The organism is Dyadobacter sp. CY347 (assembly GCF_021502655.1).
Taxonomy (GTDB): domain Bacteria; phylum Bacteroidota; class Bacteroidia; order Cytophagales; family Spirosomataceae; genus Dyadobacter.
Genome location: NZ_JAKFFT010000004.1, coordinates 1045444 through 1070173, shown reverse-complemented (window position 1 = coordinate 1070173; position 24730 = coordinate 1045444). Strand labels below are relative to the sequence as shown.

Below are 24730 nucleotides of genomic sequence, written 5' to 3'. Positions count from 1 at the left end.
CGCCAAAAATAGCATTTGCAGCGTTAACTTTTAGTGCCTTTCTTCGATGTATCATAACATCAGTATATTTAATCTACGAATCAAAAAGTCTAATTCCCATATGCTGCACTTCTTTCGCCTAGCCTTAGTAGCCATTTATTTGCTTACACAATCATCAAAGGCCCAAACCCTCGGCACGCTTACAGTTGAGAAAATTATGCGGGATCCGAAGAAATGGATGGGCACTTCGCCGACGGATGTATATTGGTCGGAGGATAGTAAGACGATCTATTTCAATTGGAATCCGGATAAGAATGCGGCTGACTCATTGTATGGCTATGACCTCGCGTCGAAAAAAATAAGCAAGATAGCCCCGGCCACGCGTAAAAGTTTGCCGGTCAAAAGTGACGTTTATAATCAGCAAAAAACGGAAAGGCTGTACGAGAAGAATGGGGACATTTATCTGATCTCGACAAGTGATTTCAAAATCCGGCAACTCACGAACACTGTTGAGCGGGAAAATAATCCGGCTTTCAGCGGTGATGATCAGCGCGTGATTTTTACGAGGGGAGTGAACTTGTTCAGCATAGCCCTGGATAACGGACTTTTGAGCCAACTGACTGATTTCAAGACAGGAACGAAGAAATCGGATGGTAAACTGGAAGGCCAGGAAAAGTTTCTGAAAGACGATCAGCTGGCAATGTTCGAGGTTTTAAAAGAGCGCAAAGAGAAAAAGGATGCGGGTAAAAAAATAACAGACGCGGAAAAAGCGCCTTATCCCAAAGAAATCTACCTCGGCGAAAAGAATGTCTCCAATCAGCAGATCAGTCCGGACGGGCAGTTTATCACTTACAGACTGACGCAATCAAATAAATCCGCAAAGTCGACCATTGTTCCGAATTATGTTACAGAATCGGGTTTTACGGAAGATATCGATGCCAGGACCAAAGTTGGTGCACCAGCTTCACAATCTGAATTCTGGGTTTATCAGGTGAAAAAAGATACAACATTAAAAGTCAGCGTGAAGGACATTCCGGGCATCAGCGATAAACCGGATTATCTGAAAGACTATCCTAAGCAAGATTCTGCGTGGAAAAACAAAGAGCGGGATGTGATTATTAATGGGCCGTTCTGGTCGGATAACAGTAAGAATGCAGTTGTGGTGGTGCGATCGCTCGACGGCAAGGACCGTTGGATCATGGCACTTGATCCCGAAACATTAACATTGAAATTGCTTGATCGCCAGCGGGATGAAGCCTGGATCGGCGGGCCGGGAATAGGCGGCTATCCGATGAGTTCAGGCGAAATCGGCTTTATTGATGACAACACCATTTACTTTCAGAGTGAAGAAACGGGTTACTCGCATCTTTATAGTATTAATGTTGCCAGCGGCAAGAAAACGGCCCTTACCTCCGGGAAATTTGAAGTGCAGCAAGTTGTTTTATCCAAAGACAAAAAGTCTTTTTACCTCATAACCAACGAAGTACATCCCGGCGAGCAGCATTTTTATAAAATGCCTGTAACCGGCGGGCAGCGCACACGCATAACGCAGCAGACCGGTGCGCACGAGGTGACATTATCGCCTGATGAGACCAAAATGGCTGTCCGCTATTCCCAAAGCAATGTTCCCTGGGAGCTGTTTGTAATGGATAACACTGGCGCAAGCACCAAAACTTCACAGCCTGAGCAAGTTACCAAATCCACAACGGCCGAGTTCCTTTCTTATCCCTGGCGAAAAGCAAAAGTGGTCACCATTAAGGCCACTGACGGGCAGGACATTTATGCGCGCGTTTACGAACCTAAGAAATCAAATGGCAAAGCGGTGATTTTTGTGCATGGTGCGGGTTATTTACAAAATGCGCATAAATGGTGGAGCCAGTATTTCCGGGAATATATGTTCAACAACATGCTCGTTGACAAGGGTTACACTGTGCTTGACCTGGATTATCGCGCAAGCTCCGGTTACGGCCGCGACTGGCGAACGGGAATTTACAGATTTATGGGCGGTAAAGATCTCACGGACAACACAGATGGCGCAAAATGGCTGATTAAAAATTACGGGATTAACCCCAAAAAAATTGGCATCTACGGCGGCTCTTACGGAGGTTTTATCACATTAATGGGCCTATTTACAACACCGGAAGTGTTCGCTGCCGGAGCAGCATTGCGCCCGGTGACGGATTGGGCCTCATATAATCATCCTTACACGGCCGACATTCTGAATGAACCGCAATCGGACAGCCTGGCTTACCGGAAAAGCTCACCGATCTATCATGCTGCCGGACTTAAAAACCATTTGCTCATGTGCCACGGAATGGTTGATGTTAATGTTCATTATCAGGACGTTGTGCGACTTTCGCAGCGGCTTATCGAATTGGGCAAGAACAATTGGGAACTGGCTTCCTACCCCATGGAAGACCACGCATTTGTGGAAGCATCGTCGTGGACCGACGAGTACAAGCGGATCCTTAAACTTTTTGAAGAGCATTTGTAAAACGAAAAAGCCATGCTGGATTTCTCCTACATGGCTTCTTTTCAATTAAAGAAAATATTACGCAGCATTATTGATCTTACGGACCAACGAATAACCGCCGTAATTTTCCCAAAGGTTGATGATCAGGTTGCGCTCTTTTAGATTGTGCAGGCCGAAATCGATGAGGATTTCACCTTCCTGAATGCGTCTCTGAAAATATGTCGCATATTCGTCAGACAATACAGTGCCCGCAATAGCCCGCTGGCCGCCTTCGTCTAATTTTCCTGCCACTACAAGTGCCAGTCCCGGAATCGCCACAAACCTACCATACACATCCAATGCATCCGAGATTCTGGTTACTTGTAGCTTTTTACCTTTTCCTAAGCTGGATTCGCGATTATAATCAAGGTCCTTATCATGATATTGATAAAGCCTTTCGCTCGTTTCTTCCGACATGATCAGCGTGATTTCTCCCGCTTCATATCCTAATTTTAATAATGCCTTATATGCGTTTTCCGCATCTGTTCTGGTTGCAAATACACTCGTTAAGGTATTCACGCTGCCTTTGGTATGTGTGCTGTTCATCATCGCTCTCCTCGTAATAGTTCAACATCGACTTTAATAATTTATGCGCTCTCGGTAAAAAGAACTGTTCCATTAACATCACACCTACTTTTATTCCTAAAAGTGCTGTGAGTGTGGAACCGACTGATTTTTACATTATTATACGTTGAGTTACTTGTGGTTTTTGTTCTACATTACAACAAAAAGATCGCAAAAAGAGTATTTACAAATTCAGAAAGCCTTATGCTCTATGCCAGAAGACATTTGGTATAAACAGACATTTAATCCTTAACCATTCTATATGAAGCAGATATTTTCCAAAATAAAGATGGTCGTTACGGTCCAAGGCATACTTGCCATTGCATTTGTAGCGGCGGCGCAGGCGCAAGTAGGAGTCGGAACCAAGGCTCCCAAAGGCGCGGAGGTTTTCATGGATGGCAGCCGCAAGATGCTGGACGAAAAATGGATCTATTGGGAAGGCCCTCGTTTCTCGGCAAAGCCTCCTATCAAATGGACCGTCGTGAACGATCCGGTTGACAAAGGAACGGTGATCAATTGCAATGACCCTGCTTCGGCCGGCGGCAAATATGGCTCAGCAGACATTGTCACCAAAAAGCAGTTCAAGGACTTCCGTGCGCATGTGGAATTTCTGATCACAAAAGAAGGCGGCAACAGCGGCGTTTATTTGCAGAACCGTTATGAAATCCAGGTCCTGGACGGCGATACAACTTCACATGGAATGGCGGCCGTTATCAATGAATCCAAATCGCCATATGCGGCTTACAATGGCATAGGCAAATGGAATTCTTATGATATTTTGTTCAGGGCGGCGCGTTTCAAGGATGGAAAGATGGTGGAAAAACCCATGGTAACCTTGTATTTCAATGGTAAAAAAGTTCATACCAATCAGCAGATCAGCCAGGTTTGGGGTGGTCCTAATTCAGGAATTGATGGTGGCAACGATGGCGGAAAAGGCATTACAGATACACCGGGCGGTTTAAAACTGCAATCCGAAGGCCACGATGTTTATTACCGGAATATTTGGGTGAAAGACGAGTCACTCAGTAATGCTGATACGGATTTTTAATGAAGATCAATCCTTCGGGCCAGATTAGTGACCCGAAGGATTGTGCTGCCATGGCCGTTTTATTCTGCTCCGAAGCAGGACGCTTCATCACCGGCCAGAATATTTATGTAGATGGCGGATTAAGCCTCTAAGCTATTTCTTCTTGTAATCAATTTTGAAAATAGTGCCGTTCAGGTCGTCGGTTACGTAAAGTGCGCCATCAGGACCTTGTGCGAGGCCGCATGGGCGATGCTGGATCGGGCCGGTTGGTTTTACCAGATCCGTTCCGGCGAAATTATCAGCGAAAATCTCCCATTTACCAGCCTTACCATTCACAAATGGCACAAATGCAACGAGATAGCCTTTTTTCAACTCCGCGGATTGACTGTGAAACGCAATGAACGCGCCATTTTTATATCTGGCCGGAAACTGGCTGCCCGTATAGAACATGATCGCGTTAGGTCCGAGATGCGCCGGAAATGCTACCAAAGGATTGATCGCTTTCTCACCTGCCGTTTTCTTCCCATCGCCGCCATATTCAGGCGCAAGGATCTTTTTGTTTTGGAAATGGTCGTAGTAAATGTAAGGCCAGCCCGCATCGTCGCCTTCCTTTAATTTGTAAAGGGTTTCAGCCGGAAGCTCTGCACTTTGTTTCGGCGTGTAATACTGAGGGTAGAAATCGTCAAACTTACCTCTGCCGTGCACAGTTGCATACAATGCACCCGTTTTTTGATCCCAATCTATGCCTACTGCGTTTTTTACACCTGTTGCAAAACGAACGCCGTCAGAAAAGGTCTGTCCGGCCTTATCCGCCTTGAATTTCCATATTCCGCCCGCAGAATCCAGGATCGTGCAGGGCGACATTCCTTTGCCGGATCCGGTTTCGCGGCAGTTATCGCTATATGAACCAACCGTCACATAAATGTTTCCCGCATTATCCAGCGTAATCGGCTTAGCATTGTCGCGGCCGTGATCGGTAAGCCCTTCAATGATTTTTTCTGGTTTTTCAAAATCTACAACTTCCTCTTTTTCATTGAGTTTATAACGAAAAACACCTTTGTTTGAAGAGCTGTATAAATAGCCGTTCTTGATCGCAATGCCTGTTCCCGGGTAATCGCCGAAAAGGGTCTTGCTCTCGATTTCACCGTCGCCGTTTGCGTCCTTGATGTGATAAATTCCTTTTCCGTCTTTCAGTTTGGAAAGCTTCACATACATATCCCCGTTTTTCCCGATCACCATATGCCGCGTTGCGCCCAGGTCCGTGGCCAGGATCTTGGCCGAGAAGCCGGCAGGAAGTTTGAGGTCAGCCGCTTCGATCGGGAATTTTTTGTTACCGGATGTAAGAGGATTAACCGGAACATTCGTGTAAGCAAACAAGCCCGTAGCGCCCGCTAATGCCAAAAATGCCCCTGTGAATTTTGATAATTTTCTGCTCATGTAATGAGTAATAATGAGTTAAATAAATAAAGCGCTAGCCGCTTGCCAGACAAATTCCGTATCTATAATAGAAAGCATTTCACTGAAACTTTATTACTTGTTGTGCACCTTCAATTTTCCTTAATTAAATGTAAATTGGAATGATTTTTTTTAACATCTTTGAATCGTAAAAAGAACAAAAACCTCGCTTACAACTAGTAAACCAATAAATTTTGAGCTATGAATCCATACGATGATGATGACGATGAATTGTTTGACGACGACTTGCCGGGAAACTATCCTGCGGAAGAAGACATTTTTCGTCAGGGCTTAATTGATCCGGACATTGATCCCGAAGACATTTCAAAAGTAAAAAGCGAAATCGAACTGGAATCGGATGACTGGAATGAAAAATCCTTCGACGATGATCTGGTAGGCGATGACCTGGACGTTCCGGGGTCAGAAGATGATGATGAGGACGAAATGATCGGCAGAGAAGACGAAGAAAATAACTATTACAGCCTCGGCGGGGACAATCACGAAAACTTGGAAGAAAACCAGGGCGACTAGTCTCCTCAAACATATCTTAAAGCCGGACAACCACATTGCCCGGTTTTTTTATGCCCAAAATTGTTATAAGTATGAATGATCGGCCCCATACTTTTTCTAAAAAAACCAATTGGAACATGGCCGAATTTACTCCCGAAGCATTCAGGAAAGAACTAATCAGCATCCTAACTTACTGGGAAGAACACGGCCCTGATCCGGAAAAAGGCGGATTTTATGGCCGGGTGAATTATGAAAACCAGCCTGTAAAAGATGCTGAACGTTCTGTGGTGTTAACAGGCCGAATTTTGTGGACTTACTCGCTTGCGCACAGGCTTTTCAAGGAAGCCAAATATCTGACATTAGCCGACCGCGCTTACCAGCAACTGGTCAAATACTTTTTTGATCCCGAGCATGGCGGCGTGTATTGGTCTGTAAAAGCAGATGGGACGCCTTTGGAAACCAAAAAGCAGATTTACGGCAATGCATTTGCCATGTATGGGCTCAGTGAATATTTCCGCGTGACACATCACCAGCCTGCATTGGACAAGGCAAAAGAATTATTCAATGCCATCGAAAAATATGCATTTGACCCGGTTAATGGCGGTTATAGAGAAGCATTTGCACGTGACTGGACCAAAACAGACGATTATATTCTGAGTAAAAGTCCATGGGTCAAAAGCATGAACACGCATTTGCACCTGGTGGAAGCCTATGCCAATTTATACAGCGTGTGGCCGGACCCGAAACTGAAAAAACAAACCGCCGACATGCTGGAAGCGATCATTACCAGGATCGTAAACCCGAAAACGAACAGTATGGAGCTGTTTTTTGATGAAAAATGGAAGCCCAAAGACCACATTGTTTCCTATGGACACGACATTGAAGCTTCCTGGCTTTTATTCGAAACGGCCGAAATCCTGCATGATGAACGCCTGATCGGAAAGCTCAAAAAGGTGGCCATTGCGATGGCTGATTCTGCAAGCAAGGGACTTGCAGCAGATGGCGCGCTCAATTATGAATACGACCCCGAAACGAAACATTTGCAAACGGACCGTTCCTGGTGGGTTCTGGCGGAGCAAATGGTCGGTTTTTACAATGCTTACCAGCTTACCAATGACCTGCAATATAAAGTGAAGGCCGAACGCAGCTGGGATTACATCGTAGGTAAATTTGTGGATCACGAAAAAGGTGAATGGCACGGCACTGTGAAGGCAGACGGCACGCCGGTGAAGGGCGATAAGATCAATTTCTGGAAATGTCCCTATCACAATGCGAGGGCATGCGCAGAAATGCTCAGACGCGTTTCGAAAAGCTGATTTTCTCTTAATTAAGGAACATTTCATCCACCAGTAGCAGCGCTTTGTTGCCTTTGCTCCTGTGCCAGTCCGGGATCTTGTTCAATGGTTTCGCAATAATTTTGAGGTAAGAAACACTTTGCGGCTTGAATGTTCCTTCCACTGTTTGCAAACTGGGCCTATCCCCTTTCTTAGGCATTTGAGCCTTAAACTTGGTCAGTAATTTGAGGCTCTGCGCATTATCACCGCCCCAAACTTCAATCGATTCGGGAGGGAAAATTCCTGTATCCTCTTCGACCATGTAATGCAGGCCGAGTGACGAGATAAGGACTGGTTTTTTGAATTCTGAAAAAAATGTCATGCCGTTGTCCTTCACACCTGCCCAGTTGTTGGCCCAGGCAGGGTTATTGGCTCCGATAAGACCCAATTTATGATCAAAAAATGTCTTGGCGCCTTCCGCCTGATGCACCCGGTTTAATGGTGCTAACAAGTTGACGCTGTCTGGCTTATAGGCGCTTTTGAAAAACTCAAAAATAGCCAGGTCGCTTCCATACCAGCCATCTTTATATGCTTTGGCTTTAATGGTCCCGCTCTTGGTAACCAGCATTTTATCAAATAACGGCGAATTAACGCTGTCCGGCTCCGAGCCATCCGTAGTATAGCGAATGTCCACATTCTTGATCGTGTGCCTGAGCTCCAAATCGAGCGATTTGGCGAAGATTGTGGAGCTGTTTTTGACCTGTGGCGGGTTTAGTTTCAAAGGACTCTTGCCATCGTCTTTGAACCCGCCGATAATGTCAATGTTCTTATTCGCATTTTGTAAGTTTTGCACGTCCGCAGCAGTCAGTTTTGTGTCCCAGACTGCAACTGTTTTCAGCGGTTTAAGATTGGGCAATAATGCTTTCAGATCATTGAAATCAACTTTGGTACCGGATAATGTGAGGTTTTGTAAATGTTTTAATGATGCTAATGTTTTCAAACCGTTGGCCGTAACATCTGTAAAGTTTAGGTCGAGCCTGCGTAGGTTTTCAAATTGCGTAATGCTCTTTAAATCCGCGTCTTTCACAGGCATTTTGTTCAGGTTCAATGATATAACCTGCTTTTTTATCTCGCTTAGTTCATCAATTTGCTTTACATCATACGTTGCACTATTGTAAATGTTCACGGCAAGTGCCGGGGATTCCCGTGCGAGTGGCAAAATGGTGCGGTAATCGGTGTTTAGCTTCGCAACGGTTTCCTCGTCCGCCGCCTCGAAGTTATAGGCAATCTCCTGTTCGGCAGGCTTTAAATACGCAGTGGCAAACACTCTAAGCGAATCATTAGCAGGCAGTTCCGTGAGTTTTTTCTTGAAATCAGCATTCTTTTTTACCCAAAGTGTAAGCAAAGAAATCTCTTGCAATGTCAGCTGCGCTTTGCCGGTTGGCGGCATATGCTTTTTATCATCCAGGGGCAAATGTACCCGTTTCAGCAGCACGCTTACCTCCGGATTTCCAGCCACAAACAGCTTGCCCGATTTGCCGCCTTTCAACAATGATTCAGCATCCGCCATATTCAACTGGCCTTTCAGCTTATCCGGATTATGGCAGCTCGTACATTTTTGTTCCAAAATTGGTTGGATCACATTGGTAAAAACAACGGCCTGCTCCAAAGGAACTGCCGCCATTGTTTTCTGGCTATCGATCGGTTCCCAGATAAAATTGCTGCCGTGCGTCAATGCAGCACCATAATGTCCTGTCATCACCAATGCAGCAACCGTCACAAAAGCACCCGCTTTTGCGACAGGAGCCTTATACCAAGTCGTATTTCTGATAAAATAAATGAATGACGCGAAAAAGAAGATGCCCGCGCCGGTCCATTTGTGAAAAGTGAGAACGTCCCCAGAGTAACCTTCTTCCCTGGACAGAAACAAGCCCATAACTACGGTTACAGCAGCGAAAAGCGAGCCGACCAGCAGCATGTTTTGCAGGAAATTCTTATAAAACTGATTGGTCGCATACTCCGGCCGGAATCTGAAAAATTCCAGCAGCATAGCAATAAGCAGAATTACAATCGGGAAATGCAGGATCAGCGGATGCATGCGCCCGACGGTTTGTAACCAGGCGGGAATGACCAGTTTGCTTTCGAAGATCAGTAAAAATAAAATGACAATATTAGAGGCAACTAACAACTGTTCTGCAAAAACCCTGAATCTCAAATGCATTAAAATTTAGCCGATAAATTGATCAATCATTTATTTTCCGGGCATTTAGCTGATAATGTCCTTCACGACTTTTCCGGAAACATCGGTAAGCCGGTATCTTCTTCCCAAATGTTTAAAAATCAGTTTTTCGTGGTTAAGGCCCAACTGATGCAGAATAGTAGCCTGAAAATCATGCACATGCACAGGGTCTTTGGCAATGTTATAGCCGAGTTCGTCCGTTTCTCCATAAACCATTCCCGGCTTAATGCCGCCGCCAGCCATCCATACCGTGAAGCATCTCGGATGGTGATCGCGACCGTAATTATCAGCGGTTAATTTGCCCTGCGTGTAACTCGTCCTGCCAAACTCGCCACCCCAGATCACCAGCGTTTCGTCCAGTAACCCGCGTTGTTTTAAGTCGGTAACCAATGCTGCGGATGCCTGATCCACGTCCATAGCCTGTTTTGTTATTTCAAAAGGCAGGTTACCATGCTGGTCCCAGCCCTGATGATAAAGCTGCACAAACCGCACGCCATTTTCGGAAAGCTTTCTGGCCAGCAGGCAGTTCGCGGCATAAGTGCCTGGAACCAGACATTCTGGGCCATATAATTTAATAATATCGTCTGATTCTTTGGACAGATCCATCACTTCCGGCACAGCGGTCTGCATGCGGTAAGCCATTTCATACTGCTTGATTTTGGCCGTTATTTCCGGATCGCCAAACTCCTGATATGAAAGCTCATTCAGCTGCGAAAGATTATCCAACATGTCCCGGCGGTCGTGACGATCCATTCCTTCCGGATCGCGGAGATATAAAACCGGGTCTTCCCCCTTGCTGAACTGCACGCCCTGATGCACCGAATCCAGGAAACCATTAGACCATAATTTTGAATAAACTCCCTGTCCATTTCCTACACCGCGCGAAAGCAGAACGGTGAAGTTGGGAAGGTTTTTGTTCTCATTACCAAGCCCATAGCTCAGCCACGAGCCCATGCTCGGACGGTTACCCTGTTGCGAGCCTGTTTGAAGGAATGTTAGCGCAGGATCATGGTTAATGGCTTCTGTGTACATGGATTTAACAAAACAAAGATCATTCACAATTTTAGCCGTGTAAGGCATCAGATCACTCACCCAAGCGCGGGAATCGCCATATTGCTTGAAATCCGCGAATGATCCGACAAGCGGGAATGATGCCTGGTTGGCCGTCATGCCGGTTAGCCGCTGCGTCCCCCGAACCGACGGCGGGATTTCCTTACCGAGCAGTTCGCGCAGTTTTGGCTTGTAATCAAACAGTTCTTGCTGGGATGGGGCACCATTTTGAAATAAATAAATGACCCTTTTTGCCTTGGGGGCAAAATGCGGAATGCCAGGGGCCAATCCTTCCTCTTCCATACCGCCGCCCTTGAACAGGTCCGGCATTAGCAATGATCCGAGCGCTACGCCTCCAATGCCAAGGCTCATGGAAGACAAAAAGCGTCTTCTGTTAAAATTGAACCCGTGTTCTAATATTTCCTTTTCCATATTATTTCAAACTTCGGCTTTCAGCTCCTGGCTGTCGGCGCTAAGATTTTGTAATGGTTTCTTCAAGATTATAAATGGTGGAAATGACGCGCATTAATGCGGCCTGCGCCTTTTTATCCACTTTTTTGGTCAAAGGATACTCTCCTACCGTCACCATTTTCTCCGCCGTTCCGGGCTTGATGGACTGCAATTGCTTGTCGTAATACGCGCTCAGAACGTCCAGTTCTTTATCACTCGGTTTGCGGCAAACAATTAAGCGGAACGCTTTGGTTATTTTCTCCTTCGACGCACTTTTTTCCTGCAAAAGCCTGGCTGCCAGCACACGCGACGCTTCCAGCACCGCCGGATCATTCATCATCACCAGGGCCTGCAACGGCGTGTTTGTTTTCAATCGTTTCACTTCACACAGATCGCGGTTACTCGCATCAAAAATGCTCATGGTTGGCGGCGGAACTGTTCTTTTGATCAATGTATACATGCCGCGGCGATACAAAGAACCGCCATGATCCTGATTGTAAACCGATAACAAACCACGTCCGGAAGTGGCGCCTTCCCAGAGCCCGGCAGGCTGATAAGGTTTTACACTGGGCCCGCCGATCGTTTTGTTGAGCAAACCGCTGCTGGCAAGCACGAGGTCTTTTATAAACTCAGCATGAATGCGGTAACGCGGTCCGCGCGAAAGCAAAATATTGTCCGGGTCAGTAGCCAGTTTTTCCTTCGTTACGACCGCCGATTGTTTGTAAGTTGCAGACGTAACTATTTGTTTTACAAGCCGCTTGACATCCCAGCCGTGATCCATAAAATCCGTTGCCAACCAGTCCAGCAATGCCGGATGTGAAGGAAGCTCGCCTTGCATGCCGAAATCGCCGGAGGTTTTGACAATGCCTTTGCCGAAGAATTCCTGCCACAGAATGTTTACGTAAACACGGGAGGTCAAAGGATTTTTCTTGTCAAAAAGCCATTTGGAAAGCCCTAACCGATTTTTTGGGAGGTTTTTATCAAATGGCAAAATGGAAGTCGGCGTTGCTGGCTGCACCTCTTCGCCCGGAGCATCGTAAACGCCTCTTAGTAAGATATGCGTCTTGCGCAATGTATCCAGGTCGCCCATTACCGACACGATCAAACGGTTGGTATCCGGCTTATTTACAAATGTGAGAATGTCTTTAACATCCTGATTGCTAATCTCCATCAACGGTTTTTTCGCATAAGTTTCCGGCCCGCCTATCACAGATTCAATCCCGACTTCCTTCACAGTATTGAAAAACGCGAACATCTGGTAATATTCCTTTTGCGAAAAAGGGTCATATTTATGGTCATGGCAATGTGCACATTCCAGCGTAACGCCCAGTAACCCCTTACCAAACAGATCATTACGATCCGTAACATACATAATACGATATTCTTCCGGGATAACTCCGCCTTCTTCGGTGATCTTATGGTTTCTGTTAAAACCTGTGGCGAGCAACTGCTCCTTGGAACTGTTTGGCAACAGATCACCGGCTAACTGCCACGTGACGAAGTCATTATAATGCATATTTTTATTGAACGCATGGATAACCCAATCGCGCCACGGCCATTGTGTACGGTAACCGTCGTCCTGGTAACCGTGCGAATCCGCGTAACGGGCCAGATCAAGCCAGTGAATGGCCATTTTCTCACCGTATGCGGGGTTTTTCAAAAGCTGGTCGACCATTTTTTCATAGGCGTTTGCACTGTTGTCGGCCATGAACTCGTCCATCATTTTCAATGTCGGCGGCAATCCGGTAATGTCCAGGCTGAGGCGTTTCAGAAGCCTTTCCTTGTCGGCCTCTTCGTTGGGTTTTACCCCTTTTTGCTCCTGTTTGTCCAGAATGAAATAATCGATCTCATTTTTCGGCCAATCCTTATCATCGACTTCGGGCAATGCTGGCTTTTTTGGCGCAACAAATGCCCAGTGCTTTTCATACTTCGCACCCTGCTTGATCCATTTTTCAATGAGCCCGACTTCGCGCTGTGTTAATTTGAGATTGGAACCTGTGGGAGGCATGCGAAGCGACGTGTCCGCGGTGGTAATGCGCAGATAAACCTCTGAAAGTTCTGGCTTACCTGCCACTAATGCGTGCGCCTTGGGGTTTTCCTGCAATGCTTTGAAGGCATCTTCGGCGACATCGAGCCGTAAACCGGCTTCGCGCTTATTGGCATCCGGGCCATGGCAGGCCAGGCACTTGTCCGAAAGGATCGGGCGAATGTCAAAGTTGTAGCTGACTTCCTTGGGAATATCTTCTTCAACAGCCTGGTTATCTGACGATTTGTTGCAGGACTGGAAACAGAGAGCCAGTCCAGCCAGCAGCGTGGTCAAAATCAATCTTCCTCTAAAAATCATAACCGTGGGTTCAGGAAAAAACGCGCAAATTTTATTTAATATAATTAATTAACTAAAAAAATACACATTTATTGAGACAATAATGCCAAAATCAATTTTGTTAACTGTCCTGCTCTATGCTGTTTTTTCCGGGATATCACATTTGCACGGCACTAACCCACTAATTTTATCTGTGTTTTGATTTTTTATCATAGGTTTGCACCGACTATATATGCAACACGCCATGGGATTAAGGACTTACATCCGGGAGAATTTTATTGAAGATATTAAACCTTATAAGCCAAAAAATCTTCGGACACCCGAAAAAATGCTGGATATAGTTTCGGCATGGAAAGGGCTGGAAATGATCGTTGAAGACATTATCGATCAGTTTGATTTAAAGCGGGACCGTTGTATTGAATTCGGTGTGGAGTTTGGCTATTCTGCTGTGGTTTTTTCAAATTATTTTAAAAGCGTGACGGGTGTGGACACTTTCGAGGGAGACATTCATACGGTGAATAAAAACGAACATTTCGAAGAAACGAGCCGTCGGCTTGCGGCTTATGAGAACATTCAACTTGTAAAGTCAGACTATAAGGATTGGATCGCCACTGATAACCAGCGCTATAACCTGGCTCATGTGGACATTGTGCACAATTACACCGAAACATTCGAATGTGGCCTTTGGGCGGCGCAGCATAGCGATTGTACGATTTTTCATGACACGGAAAGCTTCCCCGAAGTGCGCAGGGCTGTGAAGGATCTCGCTAAAAAAACGGGTCACAAACTTTACAATTATCCCCAACATTATGGCTTGGGCATTTTAGTGGCAAGGGAACGTTGAGCTGCGAAATGGGACAAAAAGTGCTGGTAATAGGGAGCGTTTTGCCTGTAATGCGGCTGCGATATCCGTCACTCGCATTGGCGCTCCAAACTCAGCACCTTATAAGAATGAATTGATTTTTTAAAGCAGCACAGAAACTTCGTCTTCCACCTCTCTCCTGCTTGCGTGATGCTTCACTACCGCATTACCGGTATGTAAAATTACCAAGCCGCCCAAAGAACAAGCCGCCATCATTCCGACCATCGGCAATGCTGTGTTGTTGTGCAGAATACTCACAATAGCAGAAATTATTGCCCCGGCACCCATTCGCCAGCTTCCCATCAACGCCGAAGCGCTCCCTGTATGCTTGCGGAATGGAGCAAGCGACAATGCAGAGCCGTTAGGACCCGTAAGTCCCTGACCAGTAAGGAAAATGAACATCATTCCAATGAGCGAATACAGCCCAAACCAATTATTATAAACCCCTGCGATAAGCAATATGCCGACGATGCTTTGGTAGAACAATGTTACTTTAATTATCTGCTCGCTCTTGAATTTTTTGAGCAAAATGTGATTCAACTGCGTGGAACCGATCATTGCAACAGCCAAAAAGGCAAAAATCCACCCATATTGCTGTTCGCTGACTTTGTAAATGTTCATAAAAACATCCGAAGACCCAGCAATATAAGCGAATGGAGCAGCTGTTGCGAGGCCACCTGCCAATGTATAAATCAGGAATTGAGGTTGCTTAATAACCGTTGCAAAACCATTCATAACCGCCTTGGGACGCAGGGAAACGGAAGTATCCGCCGCTCTGCCCGTTGGCAGGAAGAAATAAATGGCGCCAATGATCAAAGAAACGATCCCGGCCAGGATGATAAATATCCACTGCCACGCAATGGAGGCCGTAACGTAACCGCCAATCGTGGGTGCGATCATTGGTGAAACGGCAATCACGAGCGTGATCAGCGAAAAAACTTCTGCGCGTTTTTCAGATGGAAAAAGGTCGCTTACAAGCGCTTGTGAAGCCACAAGGCCAACGCATCCGCCCATCGCCTGAAAAAATCGCATTACAATTAAAGAGTCTACGGATGAGGTAAGCGCACAACCAAAAGAAGCCACAACATACAAGGCTAATCCCGCATACAAAGGTTTTTTTCTTCCAAAACGATCGAGCAAAGGGCCATACAAAATTTGCCCAAGGCAAATCCCGATCAGATAACTGGTCAGGGAAAGCTGAACCCGATCAATGGTAGTTCCCAGATCCGACGCAATTCGCGGGAAACCAGGAAGATACATGTCAATGGAAAAAGGGCTTACCGTGGCCAGGAAGCCAAGAATGAGAATAATGAAAAAATACTGCTTACGACTCATGAATTTCAAAAAACTTACTGAACATTAACGGCCGTTTGAGGGAATTAAGTTCCTGTTTATCAATAAGTACAATAATTTCACCAATGATGAATATCGCAAAATGTATTCTCCTTAAAATACAAATGCCCGTCAGAACGCTAATGTTCTGACGGGCATCTAACTGAACGTAGGTTCCGTTAGTTATCTACTTTTTCTTTAATGTCTTCTCTGGCTTCTTTCGCTTCTCTTTTCGTTGCTTTGTAAGCTTTTTTGCTTCCTTTTTCAACTTTGTCTGCGCCTTTTTCTACACCATCACCCACTGCCTCAGCGCCATCTCTGGTTTTTTCACCAACGACTTTTGCGTCTTTTTTGATCTCCTTGCCAGCTTTTTTACCGGCAGCTTTCGTATTATCGACAGCTTGTTCCGTTTTTGTCTTCGAGTCGTCCTGTTGTGCAAATGCTGCCGTCGACAATCCGATCATTGCAGCTAAAACAAATACTTTTTTCATGATCATTCTTTTTGATGAGATAATTCGCCCTGCGCCATTCACCATACCCGGCATTTACGCAAAAGCAATGTAATCCAACAAAAATCGTTCCGGGGGGAAAGCCGTATTATAGATTGGACTGATCAAGCGGAAAATATATTCTTAGAAATTCGGTAAGGGACAGAATTGAGGTTGTTGCGAATTGTTTTAAATCTAGCAAATCGATCTTATTTCCTGTGATCAGATACTGCGCCGACCCATCCATACTCAGGGCAAGAAGAAAATCATCTTTTGGATCGGGGCTGTGGGATACTTTAGAGAAGGTGGATATGACGATGCTGCGTTCGGTTAACAGGTCCATGAACGCGTCAATTTGTTCAGCAGAGACATATTTCCTGAATTTTGGCCGGTTGATCACTTCAAAGAGTTCGTTAACGAGCGCTTTGTCGGTCAAAATTTCGAAGCGGTTGTCTTTTAGGATTAGATCAAGTCGCAAGCGTGAATTGCGATTAATCATCGCGCTAATGTAAATGTTGGTATCAATGACAATTCGAATCACAGATTCGAGCGATTTTTCCTTACATCGGAAATTTCATCAAGAATATCCTCTTCCGAAACGTCATTTGTATCTGGCAACTCGCTGGAAAAAGCATCCCAGCGTTCATTCCAGGATGGTTTTGCTTTCATGATGGATATTAGCCCTAGGTCAGCCAAATCATCAATCAAGCGCTTAGCTTTTGGGTTTGTCAGTTCGATCGTAAGTACTTCCATGACGGTAACTTTTTACCAATTTAACTATTAACATTTGGAGAAACAAATAAATTGCGTGCACCATTGTATAGCATGATAACAAAAAATCGCCCGGCAAATTACTGCCGGGCGGTTGGAAAATGAAGCGATTCGATTTACTATTTAATTTTCTTCACAGGAAAAACAGCAACATGATCCTGGCTTTCAACAGTTGCAACATGCGCGGTTGTTACTTGAATTTCTTTTGCTTTTACATTCCCTTCCAAATCTGCTTTATCTACGGCGATGTGGGGGGCGATTACCAGGGACACTATGGACATGAGCTTGATGAGAATGTTCATCGATGGGCCTGATGTATCTTTAAATGGGTCCCCTACTGTGTCTCCGGTAACGGCTGCCTTGTGTGGCTCTGACTTTTTGTAGAATGTTTCGCCGTTGATAACAGCGCCTTTTTCAAAAGATTTTTTCGCATTATCCCAGGCACCGCCCGCATTGTTTTGAAAAATACCCATTAAAACACCTGAAACTGTAACCCCAGCCAATGTTCCTCCCAAAACTTCCGGCCCAAAAAGAAAACCAACCAGGACAGGAACAATCAATGCGATAAGTCCAGGTGCAACCATTTCGCGGATAGACGCCTGCGTAGAAATAGCCACACATTTATCATATTCCGGCTTGGCAGTGCCCTCCATAATGCCTGGAATTTCGCGGAACTGCCTGCGCACTTCCTCAACCATTTTCATAGCAGCACGACCCACGGCTGCAATGGCCAGAGAAGAGAAAATGAACGGGATCATGGCGCCAACGAACAAGCCTGCCAGCACATTGGCCTTGTAAATATCAATCGAATTGATGCCTGCTACACCACAGAATGCAGCAAAAAGCGCAAGCGAAGTAAGCGCGGCGGAAGCGATGGCAAAACCTTTTCCGGAAGCAGCAGTAGTGTTACCCACAGCATCCAGAATATCCGTCCGACCGCGAACTTCTTCCGGCAAATGTGCCATCTCGGCAATTCCACCCGCGTTATCCGCAATCGGGCCAAATGCGTCGATGGCCAATTGCATGGCAGTTGTCGCCATCATTCCGGCGGCAGCAATTGCGACACCATATAAACCTGCAAATTCATAACTGATGTAAATCCCGGCTGCCAAAACCAATGTCGGGATCACCGTAGATTCCATACCCACTGAAAGTCCGCCGATAATGTTGGTTGCGTGACCCGTTGAGGATTGATTTACAATCGATTGAACAGGTCTTTTGCCCATAGCCGTATAATATTCCGTCACCATTGACATGATCGCGCCGACAATTGATCCAAGCAAAATTGCCCAGAAAACATCCAGCGCTGTGAAATCGACGCCACGAATGGTTAATGTTCCTTCGGGTAACATCCACAATGTGAGCGGGTAGCTAACGATCAGAACGATAATGATAGAGGCCCAGTTGCCCAGGTTCAAAGCGCCCTGTACATTTCCCTGGTCATTTTTAACACGCACCAGCAGCATGCCGATGATCGAAGCGATTAAACCCATTCCGGCGATGACCATAGGGAGCAAAATCGGTGCTATGCCACCAAAATTGTCTGTTCCCTGGGAAATGATTTCACGGCCCAGAACCATGGTTGCCAAAATTGTTGCTACATATGAACCGAATAAATCGGCTCCCATACCCGCCACGTCACCCACATTATCACCCACATTGTCGGCGATCGTTGCAGGGTTTCTTGGATCGTCTTCCGGAATTCCGGCTTCCACTTTTCCTACAAGGTCAGCGCCAACGTCGGCAGCTTTTGTATAAATCCCACCGCCTACACGTGCAAAAAGGGCGATAGACTCAGCGCCCAGCGAAAATCCGGCAAGCACCTCGAGCACTTTTTCCATGCCCAGCCCATTGACATCCGTGCTGTCGCCAACAAAAAAATGATATAGAATGATAAACAAACCGCCCAAACCAATTACGGCCAAACTCGCTACGCCAATGCCCATCACGGAACCGCCGGTGAATGACACTTCCAGCGCTTTGGTAAGGCTTGTGCGAGCCGCCTGTGTGGTTCGAACGTTGGATTTTGTCGCAATATTCATCCCGATATAACCTGCAAATGCAGAAATGAATGCACCGATCAGAAATGAAACGCCGATGAAGACACTGGAATTTTCAACCAATGTGCCTGAGTAACCGAGTAAAATACTAACAATGATACCAAATACTATGAGTACACGCCATTCGGCTTTCAGGAAGGCAAGGGCGCCATCTGCAATTGCGTCCGCGATTTCTTTCATCTCAGGACTTCCACCGTCCTGCCGGACGACCCAGCCTCTTTTGAAGAACATAACCAGCAAGCCAACAAGGCCCAAAGCCGGCACTAAATAGGTAATGTTACTCATGCGATAAACTAAATTAGGTTAGAGGTTTTTAAAATCTCGTAAATATAGAGAATGGGACCTCATAACAAAATCCGAAATCGCTTATTTTTGATCAATTCGTATAGATTTTATAAAAATTTATAGAATCAGAGAACCGCCGCGGGGATGGCTAAGTAGCGTTACCTGCGAAAAATGGCCAGTAAAAGATAGGTCAGCAGGAAGCCGGCCAATCCGGTTACAACAGCCAGCAAAATGCCGCCGATAAAATATTGTACGAAATTTACATGGATTGAACTCAGCGTAAGGTTCTCAAATGAAGTGAGTTGTACACCGTTTTGATAAAACAGTCCACCAAATTTGTAGCTCCCGTAAATGATGAATGGAATAAAAGGCGGGATGCTGATATTGGCGGCGGCCAGGAAAAGCACCTTATTCATCTTGAAATAAATGGACAAAGGGATACCGATAAGCAGCTGAAATCCCCAAACCGGCACAATGCCCATAAAAAACCCGAAACTAATGGATTTTGCCTTGCTAAAATTGGACTCATCCGATTTAACAGCCTCGTCCCTGATAATCTTCCAAAGTCCTTTTCTTCGTATTTGTCCGATCAGCCTTTTGGGCAAATAATAAAGCAAGGTGAGGATTACGAGGAATGTATTGAGAATGCTGATCCTGGTAAAATCTTTGAACGGCCGAAAGTGTGTGACGCGCTCATTTTTGTCATAAATCACATTTATTTTCACCGGAACAATCGGGACATTGCGCCATGCCAGCCTTACCAGCACTTCAATTTCCGTTTCAAACTTCGTTGTAAAAAGCCTGATCTTTCCAATTTCGCGTAAAGGATAAAGGCGAAAACCCGTCTGGGTATCCGGAAGCGAGATGCCAGTTTCGAATTTAAACCAGAAGTTAGAAAATTTATTTCCAAAAGAGCTCTTCCCCGGCACGCCTTCCTGCTCCATATCCCGAGAACCCATGATCACAGCGCCAGGATTTGTTCGGGCAACATCTACAAACAACGGAATGTCGGATGCAAGATGCTGGCCATCAGAATCAATGCTGATGGCATTGTCATAATTTCGGCTTAATGCTTCCTTAAAACCTGCGCGAAGCGAGTAACCCTTTCCTCGGTTGACGCCGTTGTCCAGAACAGTTAATTTGTCGCCATATGTAGCCAGCAAAGATGCTGTTCCGTCTGTGGATCCGTCATTAATGACGATGATATCCTGGTTTTGGGAATAAGGAAGAAGGGAGTCAATTACACGGCCTAATGTGTTGATATTATTATAGGTAGGAACAATGATGCAGCAATTGATGTCCTGTAAAGTCATTGTAAAAGGACGTTCTGTTAAAGATAGCTTGCCTGCATTTTAAAAAAAACCTTACCATTGTCCTCTCCCGAAGCAACAACCTCGAACACTTCGGACCGCTTATATTTAATGTTGATGCGCAAGTTTGGATTTTCCCGGGGATTGAGCACTTCCAAGAACTTACCGGACCGCATGGATTTCATGACTAACTTACTGCCCAAATGTGCTTCCAACAGTTCTTTTACAATTTGTAATTGCACAACGCCCGGCGTAACGGGCGCGCCGGGAAAATGACCTTCAAATATGGCATGCTCTCCATTGATCCTTATTTCAGAAACGATGCCGTCCGGGGTCATTTCGGCGCTGGTAACGAAGTAAAGGCTATTGGCAAACATGTTGGAAATAGTAATTATAAATTGATAAAAAGGTTATCGTCTATCGGTCGATTGAATTTTTCATTCTGAAACTTCATCACACTCTTATCGCCGCCTTTCTCAAAAAACGACAGTTCCTTTAAATGCAATGTGTTCTTAGGAAAAACCATTGTGATCTTGGAGTAGATATTTTTTAACCTGCGGCTGATAGGCGTCAGCACGATCATATACTGGTCTGGACTTTCCATGCAGGTTTGTGCAAATGCTTTGTTTTGCTGGAAATCACCATTCACAAGTCCCATCATCAGCTCTTTGATCTGGGCTGCCATTCTTCCAGCCTGGCCCACATTTTTCTCCTTTCCAGCCTCCTGGACGCGTAATTTATCACCGTTAATTAATATTACGTATTTAACTGGTGTCTTTTGCTCCCAACGCATCTTGTCATTTTTCTCGTAATAAAAATGACCCGACGACTGCTCTGGATCTTTCAAAACAGCTAAAAATTTTTCTTCCGTAAAAGCCGCCTGAATAGAATTCACTGCCTGTGAGGCATTGCGCAGATCTTGAAAAACCTTTTCAGGATTTGGTGATGGCTTGAACGCCTGTCCGCGCGCACCGACAACTATAAGGCATAGTGCAATGAACAATAAACTAAATCTACTCATACGGTTCCTTTTGGATCATCTTGGAAAGCGGCTCGATTTTCAGACCTTTCTGCAAACAATGTTCAATCAGGTCTTCCATGGAATCGGCTGTAACTTTGCGGTTATCATGCAACAAAACGATGTCCCTGGCCTTTAATTTCGACATGACCCGATTAATAATTTCATACTTATTCTGCGCTTTTGTATCCAGGCTCCTCACCGACCAGCCAATAGAATTCAGTTTCAGCTCCCGTAAAACACGTGCATAACGCGGATTGGTTACGCCGAAAGGAGGCCGGTAAAATTTTGGTGTTTTTCCAAGAATCTCAGTAATAACATTCGTGCAATGTTCCAGGTCCCTGGCCAGGTTTTCCTGCGAGAAAAACGCGATCATGGTGTGGTGACTGTACGAATGATTGGCGACTATATGGCCTTCCTCATCGATGCGGCGAAGCAATTCGGGATATTTCTCGGCCTTTTTTCCGATAACAAAAAACGTTGCCTTTACCCCCTTTTCTCTTAAAATGTCCAGGATTTTCGGCGTAGTTTCAGGATCGGGCCCATCGTCGAATGTAAGCGCGATAGACTTTCGCTTCCCCGTATTAATTGATTTCAGGAAATAATTGGCCTGGATCTTAAATGAACCGTATGCTGTAACTGCGAGATAGGCTAGTGCGATTGCAATAAAAACCAACCATACGAAGCCCGTTTCCCAGAAGATGATCCCGCTGAGTGCAAAAACAGTAATGGCGGTTCCGGTAACAATGTTATGCTTCAATCGATTGCAAGAGTGTCAACCCCAGGTTACTTTGAATGAATGTATTGCAAATCAGCACATTTCTGAGCGATTTGTCGGTTTTCATTTTATCAATGGCCAAATGTAAGGCAAATGCGGAGGTTGTTGGATAAATGCCCGAGTAAGTCAGGTAATTATGCGATTTATTTTCGGCAATCCCTAAATTTTCAAAGACGTCCTCAACACCGCCAGAGATATGCCCGCCAACGCCTGAAAAAAGCACCAAATCTAAATCTTCGGCATTCAATTCATTTTCTTTCAAAAAAGCATGAACCTCACTACCGACATGCTGTACCAAGCCTATCGCCCTCGAATCCTTCACACACGCCAATGGATTCACATTTTTTACATTTGAGAGTATAAAAAAAGATGCCCCGGAAGTGATCGGATGGGTCAGTTGAAAATGGAGTTTGCCGGAAATTTCGTTTAAAAACTCTATGGCTTCGTCAGCGGCACCAACCAGAATGTTGTCTCCGTGTTCGTCTAGAAGTAGCATGGCATCCAGCAGCGCATTTTCAAACGACAGCGTGTTTTGCGTATGGGTCATATTGTACCCGTGATTGCCAATGCTGAGCGAAATTTGCCCGGCCATTGTATTGTGCGTCGATTGGATGAAGGCAGTGGGCGGAAGCAGGCCTTCGATTGTCAAAACATTGTTAAGAAACTTTTCAGTGTCCAAAAGACAGCCTAATCCCGTTCCAACGATGATTGCGCCCGGTTGTTCAATCTCTGCCTGAGAAATACAATCTTTTGCACAAGCGACTGACATCCGCAAAATTTTGCTCATCCTACGTAAAAGTCCTGCATCAATAAACCCTTTGTAATCCGGGTTTAGAAGCACAGAAGATTCTCTCAGCGGTTCTATAACGGCAGAAAAACCAACATTTTGAAATGTCGGCTGATGCGTGATGGAGGATGCGGCAGAAATGTAATACAACTATTAAAAGCTTTGTTGAGTTTGAATTAAATGTGGTTTGAAAATACCAGCGAGGAATTATTCCCTCCGAAACCAAAAGAATTAGATACAACAGCCGTCACAGGAGTCTCACTTTGCAGGGTAACAGCGGGATTCAAACCGGTTTCCACAATCGGTGTCTGGTAATTCAGGTTTGGGAATATCAGGTTATGCTGAATGGCCAGGATTGAAAAAACAGCTTCAATAGCGCCTGCTGCGGCCAATGTATGCCCTGTAAATGGCTTTGTAGAGCTGAATGCTGGTATATGCTCACCGAAAACGTTCGTGAGCGCAACGGATTCTGATAGATCATTATTTTTTGTGCCCGTCCCATGTGCATTAATGTAAGAAATGTCCGATAATGCGATACCAGACTGGGCCAAAGCGTTTGTTATGGCGAGCGTAGCGCCTTTTCCTTCCGGTGAAGAAGCAGTTTGGTGATATGCATCGGCCGCATTGGCCCAGCCATTCACAAATCCTATCGTTTTATTTCCGGAAATGCCGATGCTCTTTTCGTTTTCCATTAATAGAAAAGCAGCGCCTTCGCCCAGATTTAACCCGCTTCGGCTATCATCAAACGGCCTGCACCATTGGTCATCATAGATCATTAACGAGCGAAAACCGTTGATTGTAAATTTGGTTAACGCATCCGAACCTCCCACGAGAACCCGGTCCAGCTTTCCATTCAAAAGCATCCTTGCTCCCAGCATAATGGCATTAGCACCTGACGAGCAAGCCGTTGAAAGCGTGTTAATGTATCCGGAAATGCCTAATTCAGCGGCAATTCGCTCGGTGGTGCTTCCGCTATCATGGGTTTTCAGAATGTTGAAGTCAGGATTGTTGTTGCCAAGATAGGTTTTATAAAAATCTTCTGTCCTATCCATTCCGCCGACGGAGGTTGCGGAAATAATGCCGGTCCGGAGTCTGCTATTATGCTGATTGTCTCCCCAGGCTTCTTTTGCGGCTTTTAATCCCAACAACGAGGTGCGCGAAATGCCTTTTGGGGCAATGTCCAGTTCTTGTCGCAATGCTTCGTTGGACATTTTCACCTCTCCCACCAGCAGCCCTTCCGACTCTTCCAGATATTGCACAGGTCCTATTCCCGACCTGCTTTCTGTCAGCGCCTGCAAATTTTCTGCAACAGTCAGCCCAATTGCAGAAACAATGCCCATACCGGTTATTCGGACGCCCATTTGATATTTTTATTCGACTTTCCTGTTACGGATATATTCAGCCATTGTATTAATTGACTTGAAAGCCACCTTGCCTTCTTCCGGGTTAATCACCTGGATGCCATGGTATTTTTCGAGCAAAACGATCAGTTCAAGCGCATCGATAGAATCAAGTCCCAGACCTCCGTCGTCGAAAAGCAGCACATCGTCCGCAATGTCGGCCGGTGTGATATCTTCGAGATTCAACTGCTCTATAATCTGATTTTTAAGGTCTTCCTTTAAATTATCCATTGTCGATTAATGTGTATACTTAATT

At 45.4% G+C, this 24730-nt stretch carries 23 protein-coding genes; 6 read left to right on the top strand and 17 right to left on the bottom strand.

The features are described from left to right. The first annotated feature begins 100 nt into the window (after nucleotides 1–100). Entirely contained in the window at nucleotides 101–2473 is a 2373-nt protein-coding gene (locus tag L0659_RS12625) for a prolyl oligopeptidase family serine peptidase (RefSeq protein ID WP_235126409.1), read from the top strand. 57 nt (nucleotides 2474–2530) lie between these two features. Here the strand turns inward: L0659_RS12625 and L0659_RS12620 are convergent, their stop codons facing one another. Next, entirely contained in the window at nucleotides 2531–3040 is a 510-nt protein-coding gene (locus L0659_RS12620) for a hypothetical protein (RefSeq protein ID WP_235126406.1), read from the bottom strand. Between the two features lie 277 nt (nucleotides 3041–3317). On the opposite strand from L0659_RS12620, the gene L0659_RS12615 reads away from it, so the two are divergent. Both L0659_RS12615 and L0659_RS12610 read left to right on the top strand, forming a co-directional pair. Beyond that, nucleotides 3318–4103, top strand: coding sequence for a DUF1080 domain-containing protein (locus tag L0659_RS12615; RefSeq protein ID WP_235126405.1), 786 nt, complete (start codon nucleotides 3318–3320; stop codon nucleotides 4101–4103). Beyond that, nucleotides 4103–4234 (top strand): SDR family oxidoreductase, encoded by a 132-nt coding sequence (locus tag L0659_RS12610; RefSeq protein ID WP_235126404.1) that lies wholly within the window; start codon nucleotides 4103–4105, stop codon nucleotides 4232–4234. Before L0659_RS12615 ends, L0659_RS12610 begins: the two co-directional genes overlap by 1 nt. Nucleotide 4235: 1 nt before the next feature. On the opposite strand, the gene L0659_RS12605 is transcribed toward L0659_RS12610, so the two are convergent. Beyond that, the gene (locus tag L0659_RS12605) at nucleotides 4236–5519 is read right to left on the bottom strand and encodes a sorbosone dehydrogenase family protein (protein WP_235126403.1); all 1284 of its coding nucleotides are present in this window, start codon (nucleotides 5517–5519) and stop codon (nucleotides 4236–4238) included. A gap of 219 nt (nucleotides 5520–5738) precedes the next feature. Between L0659_RS12605 and L0659_RS12600 the strand changes: the two genes are divergently transcribed. Together L0659_RS12600 and L0659_RS12595 are read left to right on the top strand one after the other, a co-directional pair. Then, complete coding sequence (locus tag L0659_RS12600) at nucleotides 5739–6068, top strand: hypothetical protein (protein ID WP_235126402.1); 330 nt, start codon at nucleotides 5739–5741, stop codon at nucleotides 6066–6068. 116 nt (nucleotides 6069–6184) lie between these two features. After that, complete coding sequence (locus L0659_RS12595) at nucleotides 6185–7363, top strand: AGE family epimerase/isomerase (RefSeq protein ID WP_235126401.1); 1179 nt, start codon at nucleotides 6185–6187, stop codon at nucleotides 7361–7363. A gap of 7 nt (nucleotides 7364–7370) precedes the next feature. Here L0659_RS12595 and L0659_RS12590 read toward each other — a convergent pair whose 3' ends face one another. The 3 genes from L0659_RS12590 to L0659_RS12580 are packed head-to-tail and all read right to left on the bottom strand — an operon-like array spanning nucleotide 7371 to nucleotide 13404. Next, nucleotides 7371–9542 carry a c-type cytochrome domain-containing protein gene (locus L0659_RS12590; protein ID WP_235126400.1) on the bottom strand — a complete coding sequence of 724 codons (2172 nt, stop codon included), beginning with the start codon at nucleotides 9540–9542 and terminating at the stop codon, nucleotides 7371–7373. A 45-nt stretch (nucleotides 9543–9587) separates the two neighbouring features. Continuing rightward, entirely contained in the window at nucleotides 9588–11042 is a 1455-nt protein-coding gene (locus L0659_RS12585; protein ID WP_235126399.1) for a DUF1501 domain-containing protein, read from the bottom strand. Nucleotides 11043–11082: 40 nt separating this feature from the next. Continuing rightward, entirely contained in the window at nucleotides 11083–13404 is a 2322-nt protein-coding gene (locus tag L0659_RS12580) for a PSD1 and planctomycete cytochrome C domain-containing protein (RefSeq protein ID WP_235126398.1), read from the bottom strand. Nucleotides 13405–13615: 211 nt separating this feature from the next. Between L0659_RS12580 and L0659_RS12575 the strand changes: the two genes are divergently transcribed. Further along, nucleotides 13616–14227 carry a class I SAM-dependent methyltransferase gene (locus L0659_RS12575; protein ID WP_235126397.1) on the top strand — a complete coding sequence of 204 codons (612 nt, stop codon included), beginning with the start codon at nucleotides 13616–13618 and terminating at the stop codon, nucleotides 14225–14227. Nucleotides 14228–14347: 120 nt separating this feature from the next. On the opposite strand, the gene L0659_RS12570 is transcribed toward L0659_RS12575, so the two are convergent. From L0659_RS12570 to L0659_RS12515, 12 genes are all read right to left on the bottom strand, one after another. After that, nucleotides 14348–15580: a multidrug effflux MFS transporter gene (locus L0659_RS12570; protein ID WP_235126395.1), complete on the bottom strand. Its 1233-nt coding sequence runs from the start codon at nucleotides 15578–15580 to the stop codon at nucleotides 14348–14350. Nucleotides 15581–15756: 176 nt separating this feature from the next. Beyond that, nucleotides 15757–16068: a hypothetical protein gene (locus L0659_RS12565; protein WP_235126394.1), complete on the bottom strand. Its 312-nt coding sequence runs from the start codon at nucleotides 16066–16068 to the stop codon at nucleotides 15757–15759. 106 nt (nucleotides 16069–16174) lie between these two features. After that, nucleotides 16175–16606: a putative toxin-antitoxin system toxin component, PIN family gene (locus tag L0659_RS12560; protein WP_235126393.1), complete on the bottom strand. Its 432-nt coding sequence runs from the start codon at nucleotides 16604–16606 to the stop codon at nucleotides 16175–16177. Continuing rightward, on the bottom strand, nucleotides 16603–16818 hold the full coding sequence (locus L0659_RS12555) for a hypothetical protein (RefSeq protein WP_235126392.1): 216 nt from the start codon (nucleotides 16816–16818) through the stop codon (nucleotides 16603–16605). Before L0659_RS12555 ends, L0659_RS12560 begins: the two co-directional genes overlap by 4 nt. A gap of 137 nt (nucleotides 16819–16955) precedes the next feature. Then, nucleotides 16956–19181 (bottom strand): sodium-translocating pyrophosphatase, encoded by a 2226-nt coding sequence (locus L0659_RS12550; protein WP_235126391.1) that lies wholly within the window; start codon nucleotides 19179–19181, stop codon nucleotides 16956–16958. 158 nt (nucleotides 19182–19339) lie between these two features. Beyond that, a complete protein-coding gene (locus L0659_RS12545) occupies nucleotides 19340–20494 on the bottom strand; it encodes a DUF2062 domain-containing protein (protein WP_235126390.1) in 1155 nt (384 codons plus the stop codon). A 17-nt stretch (nucleotides 20495–20511) separates the two neighbouring features. Continuing rightward, nucleotides 20512–20868: a 3-hydroxyacyl-ACP dehydratase gene (locus L0659_RS12540; protein ID WP_235126389.1), complete on the bottom strand. Its 357-nt coding sequence runs from the start codon at nucleotides 20866–20868 to the stop codon at nucleotides 20512–20514. A gap of 14 nt (nucleotides 20869–20882) precedes the next feature. Then, nucleotides 20883–21512 (bottom strand): outer membrane lipoprotein carrier protein LolA, encoded by a 630-nt coding sequence (locus L0659_RS12535; protein ID WP_235126387.1) that lies wholly within the window; start codon nucleotides 21510–21512, stop codon nucleotides 20883–20885. Then, nucleotides 21505–22269, bottom strand: a complete 765-nt coding sequence (locus L0659_RS12530; protein WP_235126386.1) for a polysaccharide deacetylase family protein — start codon at nucleotides 22267–22269, stop codon at nucleotides 21505–21507. The genes L0659_RS12535 and L0659_RS12530 overlap by 8 nt, the downstream gene beginning before the upstream one ends. Next, a complete protein-coding gene (locus L0659_RS12525; protein ID WP_235126385.1) occupies nucleotides 22259–23224 on the bottom strand; it encodes a beta-ketoacyl synthase chain length factor in 966 nt (321 codons plus the stop codon). Before L0659_RS12525 ends, L0659_RS12530 begins: the two co-directional genes overlap by 11 nt. Before the next feature lie 26 nt (nucleotides 23225–23250). After that, nucleotides 23251–24435: a beta-ketoacyl synthase gene (locus L0659_RS12520; RefSeq protein ID WP_235126384.1), complete on the bottom strand. Its 1185-nt coding sequence runs from the start codon at nucleotides 24433–24435 to the stop codon at nucleotides 23251–23253. Nucleotides 24436–24444: 9 nt separating this feature from the next. Continuing rightward, nucleotides 24445–24705 carry a phosphopantetheine-binding protein gene (locus L0659_RS12515; RefSeq protein WP_235126383.1) on the bottom strand — a complete coding sequence of 87 codons (261 nt, stop codon included), beginning with the start codon at nucleotides 24703–24705 and terminating at the stop codon, nucleotides 24445–24447. Between the last annotated feature and the right edge of the window lie 25 nt (nucleotides 24706–24730).